This is a genomic window from Emticicia fontis (genome assembly GCF_054779675.1).
The window spans coordinates 440078-451957 of record NZ_BAAGXU010000037.1 but is presented as its reverse complement, the minus strand read 5'-3'; the positions used below and the strand labels follow the sequence as shown (position 1 = coordinate 451957).

Sequence of the window (11880 nt, the reverse complement as noted above, 5' to 3'; positions counted from 1 at the left end):
TGAGTGATTAAATGACAGTAAAATATTCTATGCCAACTGCGTCGAAACAGAACGGTAGAAGTACATTTAAAACTAATGGTTGAAAGAAGAGAAATAAAATCTAATCTCCGCGCGGCGTACTCTCATTCACTAAATCTCTCATTCACTCAATTTTCACCAAAAAACTGCAAAATTATTCAACCCATTTACATAATTGACTATTTGAGAAACTTTTCGGCGTGGAAAGGCGTTTTCATATCAGCATACAAATAATTATAATTAAGGTCATGGTAACAGTAACAGAAATAGCAAAGAATAAAATCATTGAATTAAGACAAAAAGATGGCTTAACAGGCGAACACGGTGTACGCGTTGCAGTTGAAGGTGGCGGTTGTTCGGGTTTGATGTATGATTTAAAATTTGATTTTGAGACTCGTCCAAACGACCATATTTTTGAAGACAACGGAATCAAGGTATTTGTAGACAAGAAAAGCCTTTTATATCTGATTGGTACTGAATTAGACTTTTCAGATGGCTTGAACGGAAAAGGATTCCAATTCAAAAATCCAAATGCCACACGCACTTGTGGTTGCGGAGAAAGTTTCGCAGTCTGATACTCTTAAAATAAATGTAAAGAGCCACGCTTTTGTTATAAAAGCGTGGCTCTTTTTTATTGGCCCGCGTGGCACGGCTATATTCGGACTATAGCGGCCGTTTCACGCTTAGGTGCTTAGTGAATGTCAATCGGTTTATAAATTTTGCGTTTATATTTCCAATGCTATGCGTGTCACGCTTAAGCGCTTAGAGAATTATCGATTATTTAACTCTTTACTGTTTTATCTGCCCCGTTATCAAAACCTCTCCGAAAATATGCCATCAAGACCCTAGTTTGCTCTATAATACATCGTTGAGCTATTTTCTTTTCTTAAGATATGCTTTGCCATTATCTGTAATGATTCGGGCGTTACAGCCGCAATTTTCTCAGCATCCTGATTACACCAGTCGGCATTGCCTGCGTTGGCAGCAAAAGCCAGATTCATAGCTCTGTTCAATAATTCAACTTCAGCGAAAGCTATGGTAGATTCGCTCTGGTTTTTTACTTTTTGCAGTTCCGATTCTTCGACTTTTGTAGTAATCAATTCACTGAGTATTTCTTCAAGAGCAGCATCAGCCTCTTCAAGGGTTACCCCTTCATTCAGATTGCCTTGAACCATCAATAAACCTGGGTCAAGCGAAGCCGTGATATAGGCAGAAACATTATTAAATAATTGCTTTTCTTTTACCAGTTTGTTATATAATCTTGATGATTTGCCTCTGCCTAATAAGTCACTCAGAAGGTCTGCATTATAGAAATCAGGATCAAAACGACCTGGCATATGATAGGCTTTATAGATACCATTGAGAGGCACTTTGGCCGAAACTTCCAGAAACTTCGGTTCTGTCTGGATGGTTTCCTGAGGCAGATTTCGCACATACTTCTCCCCTGCCGGAATCGGTTCAAACCATTTCTCGCATAAATATTTTACCTGCGCCACGGTTACATCTCCGGCTACAACTAATATCGCATTATTCGGCAGGTAATATTTAAAGAAAAAGCCCTTTACATCATCCATTGTAGCCTCTTCAATATGGCTGATTTCCTTGCCGATAGTTGCCCAGCGATAGGGATGTTTTTCATATACTAACGGGCGTAGCTTCAACCAAACATCACCATAAGGCTGATTCAGATAACGCTGTTTAAACTCTTCAATTACCACTTTTCGTTGCACTTCCAATACCTTATCATCAAAAGATAAGCTCATCATCCGGTCTGATTCCAACCAGAATGCCGTTTCAATGTTTTTAGAAGGAAGCGTAATATAATAATTGGTAATATCGGGCGAGGTAAAGGCATTGTTTTCACCGCCTACTTTCTGGAGAGGTTCGTCGTAGCTTGGGATATTTTTTGAGCCACCAAACATCAGGTGTTCAAAAAGATGGGCAAAGCCTGTTTTCTTTTCGTCTTCGTCTCTCGAACCTACATTGTATAATATATTCACGGCTGCCATCGGAGTAGTATGGTCTTCATGTACATACACCTCCAGTCCGTTTTGTAGAGTAAAATGCTCGTAGCTAATCATCAGGTTGTGATTTTGTTTTTTAGTCTATCCTTAACGCACGATTAAGCATATTCTGATATAACACCAATCACAAATGTAAGGTTTCGATGGGATTCCAAAAATGTAAGAGACAATTTTATCTCGAAAGATTAGTAAAAAAAGCAGCGATTCTGGCTCTGAATAGATACATGCAAACCATTACTACCGAAAACAAGCCCAACCAAAGATAAATAATATTGAAAGATGAAATCGGAATAACAGCAGATTTACCAATCAATACAAAGTTCGACCAATAGAATGGGTGGTCTGATTCAGTCTGAATCAAATCTATTTTCGATAAGCGGATAGCTTCGTCAGTAGCATAACCTTTTTTCAGATAATAGTAGAACTTCTCTGATAGCTTGGCAATACTTTCGTCGTGCGCGTTCCAAAGGGTTGTAATAACCGACGGACAGCCTGCAAACTGAAATGCTCTTGCCAGGCTGATAATTCCCTCCCCTTTTCTGATTTGCCCTTTACCCGTTTCGCAGGCACTTAGTACTACCAGTTGGGTATTTTCTAAAGAGAGGTTATAGAGTTCGGGGGTATATAGTTTAAAATCTTTTCCTTCAGGATATAAGGCGATGAACGATTTCAATGGCTCGGCATCATTTACCTGTGCATGCGTAGCAAAGTGAATGATTCCTTTATTGCGATAAGTTTCCTGAAAATTCAGTTTTGTAGCTTTATCATCCTGAAAAATCTGGCCGTTAATCTCGCCCATTTCATTGATAGAGGCAGGCAAAGTTTTGAAGCCCTTATCTCTGAACACACCCGATTGCTTGCCATTGCTAAATGGCGCATAGGCAATAATATCACTCTGTGGCTTGGTAACGTCGTAATCGAACTGTAAGGAAGCCGAGTTGGCATAAGAAATCGTATAATCAAACAAGAGATAGTCTGATTTTCCTTTTTTCTCTAATATCTCAAACGGCAGGAAGCCTAAAATATCATGACGGGCAATAATCAGTTTCTTCGATTTTTTCAGCATGCCTTCAACAGGTGCCAGCAATACATCGTAAGTCTCTTTTGCCAGAGTATGTCCCTTATACGCATCAATACTCGGCGGTGTATTGATTTTAGCATAAAGCTCAAGCGCCATACTATGTATAGCCGGGGCATTGTCTTTTTTGATAATATTATAAGATTCTTTATCTGCTACCAGGTAATACAAAGCATTTTCGCCTAAGAAATAGCTCACGAAAGCCGCACCGCTACCCATTTTTTGTTGGGTTTCTTTCAGCGAAATCAGGTAATTATCATACTTAAGTTTATAATAATTCTTTGATTCCTGCTCAATCTTTTTGGTTAGATGATTTAATTGTATTTTGGCATCTGATAAATCAGAGAGCGTCTTTTCATTACCCGCCTCTAATAGTCTGATTTGTAGCTTTACAATCTTCTGGCGCAACGAAATTTCCTGGTCCAGTAATCCTTCATCCAGTATTTTAGGACGTATTTTTTGCTCTTTCACTGCATCCCACAAAGCTGCCGACTTACTGGCTTCCAAAGCATAGAAGAATTTCTCTGCCCATGCTTGCGATTGGGTTGCCTTCCATTGCTCGAATATTTTCGACATCGCCTTTTCATACACAGGATACACCTTTTCGCTATAAAACAGTTTCGATTCAGGCATATCGAAAGTTTTGCGAAGATGTGTAGCAAACTTGATGGCAGTTATATAGGTATCTGCTGATAGCGCAGGGTCTGAACTTGAAAGTAAATCAGCTTTTTGATTCAAGGCAATGAATAACTCCTGCGGTGCATTTACTGCTTCAAAAGTAGGATTAGAACGTAAACTAATCTCTGCATAAGAAGTGTCGGCCGCCATCATAGCCTTTTGGCTATGTACGAGCGCTTCTTTAAAATTGCCTTTTTTCTCGTAAATCTCGCTTAACCCGTTTTCTATCTTGGCCACGTGCATGCCTTGTGAATGATGAAAACTTCTGAAAAAATCTTTTAACGCACTTTTGTAGATACTCTCAGCCTTTGACAAATCGTTCAATTGCAAATAAGATTCAGCGCGTATAGTTTGGATATTTACCCAAAGACGTGGTTGTGGCTCTTTTGATTTCCGATAAAACTTCTCAGCTTCTGCAAAGGCTTTCAGTGCATCGGCAGGCTGTTTCATCTGATTATAACAACGACCCATCGACAAATAAATGATAGCTGTTCTATCATCACTTTCAGCCAATGGCAATGCTTCTTTCAGAAAACCCAGAGCATCCTGATATTGCTTCTTTTCTCTATAATACTTAGCCATATTACTCAGAACCGCGTATTGGTTAAGCGTAATTTTCTCTTGTTTGGCTATTTGTCTGGCTTGCTGAAAATAATAGAAACTTTGCTCTGTATCGCCTAAATCATCAATCAGACGGCCATAATTACTCAGAAAAGCAATCACAAACTCGGGTAATTTCTTTTGAACTTCTTTATGTTGTAATAAAAAATCGTAGCCTTTTTTGAAATGCTTTTCAGCCAGGTTCAGTTTGCTTGGTATCCGTCTGTAATATTCTGATAGCTCTGAATTTAATTTAAAGAATGTCAAATCTTTTTTCTCTCCACTCAGGTATTTCAATGCGCCAAGGCTTTCTTCAATCACTTTTGTTGCACTTTCATAGTCATCGTTAGGCACATAGATATCAACCGTTATCAGCAAGAAAATCTGTATATAGTTTTCATAATCCTTTTGGTCAAAAAGTTTCTTCTGAAGACTCTTGAGTCTTTTCAATGCTTGCTCGGTCGTGATCTGGTGATTGCTCAGGCTTGTATATACCTCATCTCTTACTTGTTGAATCTCAGATGCATGATCTTTCGACTGCGCCCATCCATTCAGCATGCATACAGCAAATACAGCTATAAGAAGACTTTTTCTCATATTAAACTTTAGCTTTATGACTAAATACCTTAAATCCTTGATTGGCGAATCAACCACCCTCAGTACCGGCAGTTGGTGGAGGTACTTCTCTTTTTGATGGAGGATCAGTTGCTAGTCTTAAATTAGGACTCGACGTTGAGAAATTCAACGCAGCAGGCATATCAGTATTCATGGCATTATAAAAATACTTATCTATATAGTCGGCGCGGTTACGCACGTTTCCGTTCGCATCAAAATATTGATTAACGCTCTCCTGACTAGGGCGGTGTGTGAAAATCCGCATACGGAAACTCGGCAGATTATTAGACTTGGCTACAAAATAGATGAGTCCGTAATTGCTCTGCGGTTTATTGGCAGCTCTCGGAAATGTCAGCACCCCATCATTTACAGCAAACCAGGGTGAAGTACTGATGATATTATAAGCCTGCGGACTAATACCCATAGCTTTGTATAAGTCAACCGATGTATTAGCCGTAATCAACTTATCAAAAAAGCTTATGAATGGTGCATATTTCTCTGTAAATAATTTATTTTTGAATCGGTAGGCTTTCATACCAAAGATATTTCCTTCTCTTCGTTCAAAGCTTCCGGCTTCTCTTACTGTATAGGTAAGATTTGCATCATCTGCATTGGTTACCACATCAACGGGTTGGGTATACGTATAAGGATTTACCCACTGGCATTTGTTGATAATATTCAACAAATCGTATTGTGGCAGAATCTGCAATTGCCATGGAAGTGTAGATTCAAAGACAATCACATCCTGATTATCCATCAGAAAGCCATTCGGTTGTGTATCCCCATTGGTTAAAACAGTTTTCACATTACCAATGCCGTTGTCGCTTATTTTAAATGCACTCACATTACTGGCAGTGTAAACCGTACTGGTACCTACTTTTGAGTTACCCAATGTGAACGATTCAATACTTGCTAGTTGTACACCTGAATAAGAGGTTTCGGCAGCACCGCTGATACTTGACCAGGTTGAACCATTAAATACTCTGACCAGATTGAATGTCTGATCGAATACCATCATACCCACCTGTGGAGAAGGAAGCGCTCTGATGGCTTCATTAGTCAATACAGGCAGTTGAACGTTAGCAGTCTGTCCAGCAGTAATAGTTGTTGATTGAGCAAAAGCGCCGACAGTAAAAGTAAATAGTAAGATTAACGTAAAGTAAATATTTTTCATTACAACTTTATTGATTAAATAGAGTATAGATTTTGGCAAAAACTTACGTAAGCTAACAAATATCTCCAAATTTTTGTTGTAAGAAAAACTTTGTTGCCAATTTTTTTACATTTAACTTTGAACAAAGTCAATATCCCCCTATTTTTTATTCAAAAATGAGGGGGAATCTTGAGCTAATTAACCCTAACCCTAGTAAAATTTTGGGTGAGGGGTTTGTTTTATGGCTATAGAGTCAAATTGTGTGTATTAATATCTTCTGAGTAGTCATTTGTAACCACAAAGCGTATATTTTTTTTTCGTCAGGACATCGATGGCCTTTTTCAGTGAAAATAAAGTATAGGCTTTGTGTAGATTTAGTTAGCAACAAACTTCGAACATTAATATCACCCGGTATAACTTTTGTAACCTCGATTTTTTATTTTTTTTATTTTTTTTTTTTCTTATCAAAATAGTGGGTTGTTTTGCATAGTTTTTGCATAATAACATATTCAAATCTAATCCATTGGAGGCAATAATTTAAATTACCCTGAGTGATATCCTTACTAAGCAACAGCCCGCGAAAAAAAAATTAGTAGATAAGGTTACATAAAAGGGGGCTATTGATATTAATAACCGTAATATGATCCTTGGCTTATCAAAACACCCGTCAGATGAATCAATAGTTGAGGGGATTCTGGCAGGTGGACGTAAAGAACATGAGGCGTTAGTAGCTTTGTATAAGAAATTTCATGTTTCGCTGGAGAGGTTTATTATCCATCGAAGCACTGGAAGGGATTATGCAAAACAACCGGAGGATATTATTTGGGAAGCCATAGAAGCTTTTGTTGTAAATGTAAAAAAAGGCACTTTTACTCTCAAAGAGGCTACTTTAGAAACTTACCTGAAAAGTATTTGTAAAAATTTATGGTTTAGATATATATCGCAAGAGGCTTCTCGTGAGGAGCGTCAGAACAAGTATATGGCAGAGTGGGACAAGCTGGAAGACGATGTGAGCGATATGCTGATTGAAAAAGAAAATTGGGAGCATTATATAAATCTGGTGAATAAACTGGGTAAAAATTGCCGCCAGATTTTAGATATGCGGCTGGTAGAGGGCTTATCGATGCAGGAAATATCACAGAAACTGATTGCAAATGGTACTTTTGAAAACGACCAGACTGTGAGAAATGCCAAAAGTAAGTGCCTGAAACGAATAATGGAATTGATCACCTCTAATCATCAATAAATACACTTAACACTATGGATGATATTCTGCAAAATCAGATTGAAGACTATGTGGCCGGGGTAATGCCTGAACTGACTAAACTGGAATTTGAAAAACAAGTTAAAAATGATCTGAATCTACAACAACAAATAGAAGATCTTAAGCGGGTTCGTGAGGCCATGATGCGCGCCAAAGTTCGTGCCAATGTTGCTAACGCTCGTGCTTATATTCACAAACCTAAGAGAGGACTCACCTACGTGCTTGGCTCATTTGGAGCTGCTGCCGCCATGGTACTTTTCCTCCTGTCTACCTCTATCACGTTCTCTCCTAAAGAGTTTAACTATCGGGGCGATGGTGTTTCTTTAAGTGCTGAAACACAGTCACGTGCCAGCGACTACGAAAAAGCCACACGTCTGGTAGAGCAAAACGAGAATCCGACTGAAGCTATCAAAATTTTAGAACGCCTGAAAGCTGACGAAAACGTAAGTAAAAATTATCAGAACGAAGCTAAATGGATGCTGGTAGTAGCCTATCTGCAAGCCGGAGAAGCGAAAAATGCTGAAAAAGTTTTCGACGAAGTGAAATGGGAAGATACCGGCAGACCTTTCTCTACCTGGGAAATCACCAAAATTCACTGGCAACTTTTCTGGGGAAAAGTGTTCTGATTTAGCTCATAGAGGCACGGCCTTTCCCGCTATTTTATTCTGATTTTATATTTACTCTCAAGCAATCTTTTCGAACTGCTCCTTATAAACACGCGCTTACGGTACCAATATACGTTAAGAGCCTATCCCCTGCTTGCATCCCACAGCCGAATTGTTTCTATTGGATTCTTCTCAAACTGGGAATCTCATAAAAATTACTTAGTTTTACCCGATTTTCTAAGAACAGGTAAAACAACAGCACATTTATGAATATCAGAGTCGGACAAGGATATGATGTACACCAGTTAGGTGAGGGTTATGAATTATGGTTAGGCGGCGTTAAGATTCCTCACACAGTAGGTTCAGTAGGTCATTCTGATGCCGACGTACTTCTGCACGCCATGTGCGATGCCCTGCTGGGTGCTGCCGCCATGGGCGATATTGGTAAACACTTCAAAAATACCGACCCACGCTGGAAAGGCATCGATAGCAAAATCCTGTTGAAGATTGTGGTAGAAATGTTGGAAAAAGAAGGGTATAAAATTGGCAATATCGATTCAACGGTTTGTTTACAAGAGCCTAAAATCGGCAAATATATTCCGGAAATGATTAAGGCTATTGCCGAAGTAACCAAATTACCCGAAAACTGCCTTTCTATCAAAGCTACTACTACTGAGGAAATGGGCTTTGTCGGCAGAAAAGAAGGTCTGGAGGCACACGCCATTGCATTGATTTATAAGAACTAATGTATCACGATTTTTCAAATCGTCAGTTTGGACGATTTGAAAAATCGTGATACATATCAATCTGGTAATTGTATCTTCTTCCCCAAAAATTTGGGTTTGGTAAAAGTCAGGTAATCAACAAATACTTTCACTCTGGCTAGTTTTTCGCGTAGCATTACTCCATCGGTAGTATACGCATCTCTGGCATTAAAGCCATTGGCCTCAATACCTTCTTTTGAGGCAATATAGAGTGCGCGTTCATTATGAAATAATTGGGAAATAATGGTCACAGAATCCTGTCCGAAAACTTCTTTCAGCCTTACCATCGAATCAAAGGTTCTGAATCCAGCATAATCCAGATAAAGGCGGGTAGAATCAATGCCATTCTTTATTAAATCTTCACGCATCATTTCGGGCTCGTTGTATTCTTCCCGCCCGTTGTCACCACTGATAACCAGATACTTTATTTTACCTGCTTTCATTAAATCAGTAGCAGCTTTTATTCTTCTGACATAATAAGGATTAAACTTCCCCGGCTTTTTAGTGTATTTGCCCGTACCCAAGAGCAAACCCACCTTTCTATACGGAATATCGTTCACGCTTGAATAAACTTTCCCTTTGGCATTGTTTTTAATAATGGCATCGCAGACAAAGATGGAGATTACTGTTAGCACGAGTAATACCAGTAAAGAGATAATGATAAGCTTTTTCTTTTTCATAATTTAGGTTAAGACATGATTAATCAAGCGTATAAAAATAACGATAAACTCGATACAAACTAAATATCTGCTCATTAAATAATATGAATTTTATAAACCACTTATAATGGCCTGGACTTTTCAACACATAAATCTGGGCTTTTCAACAAAACAGGGAGTTGTTTTTAGCTAGTACCTTTGCAACACTAAAAACAAAAGAAATGACAGATTCAAACAAAAATAAACTGGTATTGGTAACAGGCGGTTCAGGATTTATTGCTACCCATTGTATAATTCAATTACTTAATGCAGGTTATCCGGTAAGAACAACTGTGCGCTCACTGAGTCGTGAAGCAGAAGTGCGGGCGATGTTGAAAGAAGGCGGTGCTCCATCTGACTATAACTTAACTTTTGTAGCCGCAGACCTTTCTAAAGACGATGGCTGGGCAGATGCCGTAAAAGGATGTGAATATATTTTGCATATTGCTTCCCCAACGCCTTTAAAAGACTATAAACACGAAGACGAAATGATTATTCCTGCCCGTGAGGGAGTTTTGAGAGTGCTTCGTGCCGCAAAAAAAGCTTCTGTGAAGCGTGTGGTATTAACTTCGTCTTTCGGTGCCATTGGCTTTGGTCACGACAAATCACGAAGAACACCTTTTACCGAAAAAGATTGGACAATTGTAGACGGTGATACGCCAACGTATCAGAAATCAAAAACATTGGCTGAAAAAGCAGCCTGGGATTTTATTGATAAAGAGGGGGGCAGTCTCGAACTAACAACCGTAAATCCGGTTGGGGTGTTAGGGCCGGTATTAAGTGATGACTTTTCTCACTCAATCCAGTTGATTAAGCAATGTTTAGCAGGTGAAATTGCTGCTTGCCCAAAAGTATCTTCTTGCTATATTGATGTGCGTGATGTAGCCGACTTGCATATTCGTGCCATGACAAACCCGGTAGCCAAAGGAGAAAGATTTCTGGCAACTTCCGGTGAAAATCTTACTATGCTGGATATAGCCAAAGTTTTAAAAAACAATTTCGGCGAAGCCTCCCGGAAAGTACCAACTAAAGAGATTCCTAACTGGGTATTGAGAATAGTTGGCTTATTTAATCCGACCATAAAAGTATTGATTCCGATGCTGGGCAAATACATGGATGCCAGTGGCGACAAAGCGAAGGACCTATTAGGCTGGTCGCCAAGAAGTAATGAACAAGCCATTATTGATACAGCTGAGAGTTTGCTTAGATTAGGGGTTATTAAGAAATAATAGATTTGGGGGTTCCTCATGTTCGTCAAATTATTTTGGCTAAAGCCAATTCGGATGGTATTCTATTAATAATCCTCCAGCTAAAGCAGGAGGCAATTGAATCAATTCAAATGGGTAAACACGTGTAATTTATTCAATAGACCCCATTTTCAAATGGGGCAAACTGAAAATAACTATCCTTATTTGGCTTTAGCCAAACTACTGAGATGAGGAAATATTTCCTTAACAAAACATTATACAGAATTATAGAATGAAAGAAACACCCATAGCCAATTGTTACGTAAGCCCATCGCTTTCTAACGAGCAGTTTATATCCAATCATACTTTTATGTATCTGGTAGAGGGTACAATGGTTATATATGACGGCATCAGGGAGTACTCAATTAAGTCTGGCGATTATGGACTGGGCAGACGAAATTATCTGGCAAAATATACCAAACAGCCTGATAAAGGAGCTTTCAGAAAAATCTTTATGGTGTTTGACCAGGCCTTTTTAAAAGAGTTTCAGGAAAAGTACAAATTTCCGGTTGGAGATAAAAAACCAGCCGATGCTATTCTACCATTAGAGAAAGACAAACTGGTTGAGAATTTCATCCAGTCACTACTCCCCTATTTCAATGAAAACGGGCTCATTGATGAAGCATATTTACCCATTAAAAGAACTGAATTGCTTTTGATATTGCTCAAATCAAATCCTGAGTTAGCCAATGTCTTCTTTGATTTCAGTAATCCTGAAAAAATAGACCTTGAAAAATTCATGAATACCAATTTCAGATTCAATGTCAGTTTAGAACACTTTTCCTATCTCACAGGACGAAGTTTATCTGCCTTTAAACGCGATTTTGAAAAGATATTTCACGCGAGTCCGAGCCATTGGCTGGTTCAGAAAAGATTAGAAGAAGCCTATTATCTGATTGATAAAGAACACAAAAGACCATCTGACATTTATCTCGACCTTGGGTTTGAAGACCTTTCTCATTTCTCTTTTGCCTTCCGAAAGCTCTTCGGACATGCACCAACTCAATTGACTAAAGCGAAGAAAAACGACAGTCAATAACAATGGATTCAATAATTATTCCTCTAAATAGTCTACTACATTAGTAGATTAAAAAGTTTTTATTGAACTTTATCATCAATTTGCAGCGTCTTATCCT

General features: G+C 38.7%; 10 protein-coding genes. 6 read left to right on the top strand and 4 right to left on the bottom strand.

Annotation, left to right across the window (positions count from 1 at the left end; translation table 11 throughout):
* The first annotated feature begins 266 nt into the window (after positions 1-266).
* Positions 267-593: a HesB/IscA family protein gene (locus ACYVFA_RS17720; protein WP_130020063.1), complete on the top strand. Its 327-nt coding sequence runs from the start codon at positions 267-269 to the stop codon at positions 591-593.
* 270 nt (positions 594-863) lie between these two features.
* Here the strand turns inward: ACYVFA_RS17720 and ACYVFA_RS17715 are convergent, their stop codons facing one another.
* The 3 genes from ACYVFA_RS17715 to ACYVFA_RS17705 all read right to left on the bottom strand — a co-directional run bounded on the left by ACYVFA_RS17715 (position 864) and on the right by ACYVFA_RS17705 (position 6187).
* Positions 864-2099, bottom strand: a complete 1236-nt coding sequence (locus tag ACYVFA_RS17715) for a M16 family metallopeptidase (protein WP_460473188.1) — start codon at positions 2097-2099, stop codon at positions 864-866.
* Between the two features lie 115 nt (positions 2100-2214).
* Positions 2215-4995 carry a CHAT domain-containing protein gene (locus ACYVFA_RS17710; protein ID WP_460473187.1) on the bottom strand — a complete coding sequence of 927 codons (2781 nt, stop codon included), beginning with the start codon at positions 4993-4995 and terminating at the stop codon, positions 2215-2217.
* Positions 4996-5044: 49 nt separating this feature from the next.
* Complete coding sequence (locus tag ACYVFA_RS17705; protein WP_460473186.1) at positions 5045-6187, bottom strand: hypothetical protein; 1143 nt, start codon at positions 6185-6187, stop codon at positions 5045-5047.
* 619 nt (positions 6188-6806) lie between these two features.
* Here ACYVFA_RS17705 and ACYVFA_RS17700 point away from each other — a divergent pair.
* The 3 genes from ACYVFA_RS17700 (at position 6807) to ispF (ending at position 8781) form a co-directional block, all read left to right on the top strand.
* A complete protein-coding gene (locus ACYVFA_RS17700; protein WP_460473185.1) occupies positions 6807-7412 on the top strand; it encodes an RNA polymerase sigma factor in 606 nt (201 codons plus the stop codon).
* A 14-nt stretch (positions 7413-7426) separates the two neighbouring features.
* Positions 7427-8056: a hypothetical protein gene (locus ACYVFA_RS17695; RefSeq protein WP_460473184.1), complete on the top strand. Its 630-nt coding sequence runs from the start codon at positions 7427-7429 to the stop codon at positions 8054-8056.
* 245 nt (positions 8057-8301) lie between these two features.
* The gene (gene ispF / locus ACYVFA_RS17690; RefSeq protein WP_460473183.1) at positions 8302-8781 is read left to right on the top strand and encodes a 2-C-methyl-D-erythritol 2,4-cyclodiphosphate synthase; all 480 of its coding nucleotides are present in this window, start codon (positions 8302-8304) and stop codon (positions 8779-8781) included.
* Between the two features lie 56 nt (positions 8782-8837).
* Here the strand turns inward: ispF and ACYVFA_RS17685 are convergent, their stop codons facing one another.
* Entirely contained in the window at positions 8838-9479 is a 642-nt protein-coding gene (locus ACYVFA_RS17685; protein WP_460473182.1) for a SanA/YdcF family protein, read from the bottom strand.
* A gap of 200 nt (positions 9480-9679) precedes the next feature.
* Here ACYVFA_RS17685 and ACYVFA_RS17680 point away from each other — a divergent pair, with 200 nt between their 5' ends.
* Positions 9680-10726: an SDR family oxidoreductase gene (locus ACYVFA_RS17680; RefSeq protein ID WP_460473181.1), complete on the top strand. Its 1047-nt coding sequence runs from the start codon at positions 9680-9682 to the stop codon at positions 10724-10726.
* 250 nt (positions 10727-10976) lie between these two features.
* The gene (locus ACYVFA_RS17675) at positions 10977-11783 is read left to right on the top strand and encodes a helix-turn-helix domain-containing protein (RefSeq protein WP_460473180.1); all 807 of its coding nucleotides are present in this window, start codon (positions 10977-10979) and stop codon (positions 11781-11783) included.
* Positions 11784-11880 lie beyond the last annotated feature (97 nt).

Bases quoted from the DNA above. Each gene is read 5' to 3' on its own strand.
- ACYVFA_RS17675 (WP_460473180.1), top strand. From the start codon at position 10,977: ATGAAAGAAACACCCATAGCCAATTGTTACGTAAGCCCATCGCTTTCT.
- ispF (WP_460473183.1), top strand. From the start codon at position 8,302: ATGAATATCAGAGTCGGACAAGGATATGATGTACACCAGTTAGGTGAG.
- ACYVFA_RS17710 (WP_460473187.1), bottom strand. From the start codon at position 4,995: ATGAGAAAAAGTCTTCTTATAGCTGTATTTGCTGTATGCATGCTGAAT.
- ACYVFA_RS17705 (WP_460473186.1), bottom strand. From the start codon at position 6,187: ATGAAAAATATTTACTTTACGTTAATCTTACTATTTACTTTTACTGTC.
- ACYVFA_RS17715 (WP_460473188.1), bottom strand. From the start codon at position 2,099: ATGATTAGCTACGAGCATTTTACTCTACAAAACGGACTGGAGGTGTAT.
- ACYVFA_RS17720 (WP_130020063.1), top strand. From the start codon at position 267: ATGGTAACAGTAACAGAAATAGCAAAGAATAAAATCATTGAATTAAGA.
- ACYVFA_RS17700 (WP_460473185.1), top strand. From the start codon at position 6,807: ATGATCCTTGGCTTATCAAAACACCCGTCAGATGAATCAATAGTTGAG.
- ACYVFA_RS17695 (WP_460473184.1), top strand. From the start codon at position 7,427: ATGGATGATATTCTGCAAAATCAGATTGAAGACTATGTGGCCGGGGTA.
- ACYVFA_RS17685 (WP_460473182.1), bottom strand. From the start codon at position 9,479: ATGAAAAAGAAAAAGCTTATCATTATCTCTTTACTGGTATTACTCGTG.
- ACYVFA_RS17680 (WP_460473181.1), top strand. From the start codon at position 9,680: ATGACAGATTCAAACAAAAATAAACTGGTATTGGTAACAGGCGGTTCA.